At 70.1% G+C, this 628-nt stretch carries 1 pseudogene; it reads left to right on the top strand.

Annotation, left to right across the window (positions count from 1 at the left end):
* A pseudogene (locus KUM32_RS29740) lies at positions 1–385 on the top strand (DNA topoisomerase IV subunit B); the annotation flags it as partial.
* Between the last annotated feature and the right edge of the window lie 243 nt (positions 386–628).

Raw genomic sequence — 628 nt, 5'->3', positions numbered from 1 at the left:
CAGCTTCCGCTTCATGCGACCGCTGGTGGAAGCCGGGCACGTCTTCCTGTCCCGCCCCCCGCTCTACAAGATCAAGTGGGGTCGGGACGACTTCGAGTACGCGTACTCCGACCGCGAGCGCGACGCGCTGATCGCGGCCGGGCGCGAGCAGGGCAAGCGCATCCGGGACGACTCCGTGCAGCGCTTCAAGGGTCTCGGCGAGATGAACGCCGAGGAGCTGCGCGTGACGACGATGGACGTCGACCACCGCGTGCTCGGCCAGGTCACGCTGGACGACGCGGCCCAGGCCGACGACCTGTTCTCGGTGCTGATGGGCGAGGACGTCGAGGCGCGCCGCTCGTTCATCCAGCGCAACGCCAAGGACGTCCGCTTCCTCGACATCTGAGTCGGCCCCTCCCCGGCCGCGCAGCCGGGCTCCCCGCCGCCGCCTGAAAGGATCTTGACCAGCAATGGCCGACGAGAACCCCCCCACCACCGAGAACCCCGAGCTGACCCCGCAGGCCGAGGGCGCCGGGATGCGCGTCGAGCCGGTCGGGCTCGAAACGGAGATGCAGCGCTCGTACCTCGACTACGCGATGAGCGTGATCGTCTCGCGCGCGCTGCCCGACGTGCGGGACGGCCTCAAGCC

The sequence above is a fragment of the Streptomyces sp. AC627_RSS907 genome (genome assembly GCF_019049165.1).
Note: the sequence above shows the minus strand (reverse complement) of the source record. Positions and strands in the feature narration are given on the sequence as shown.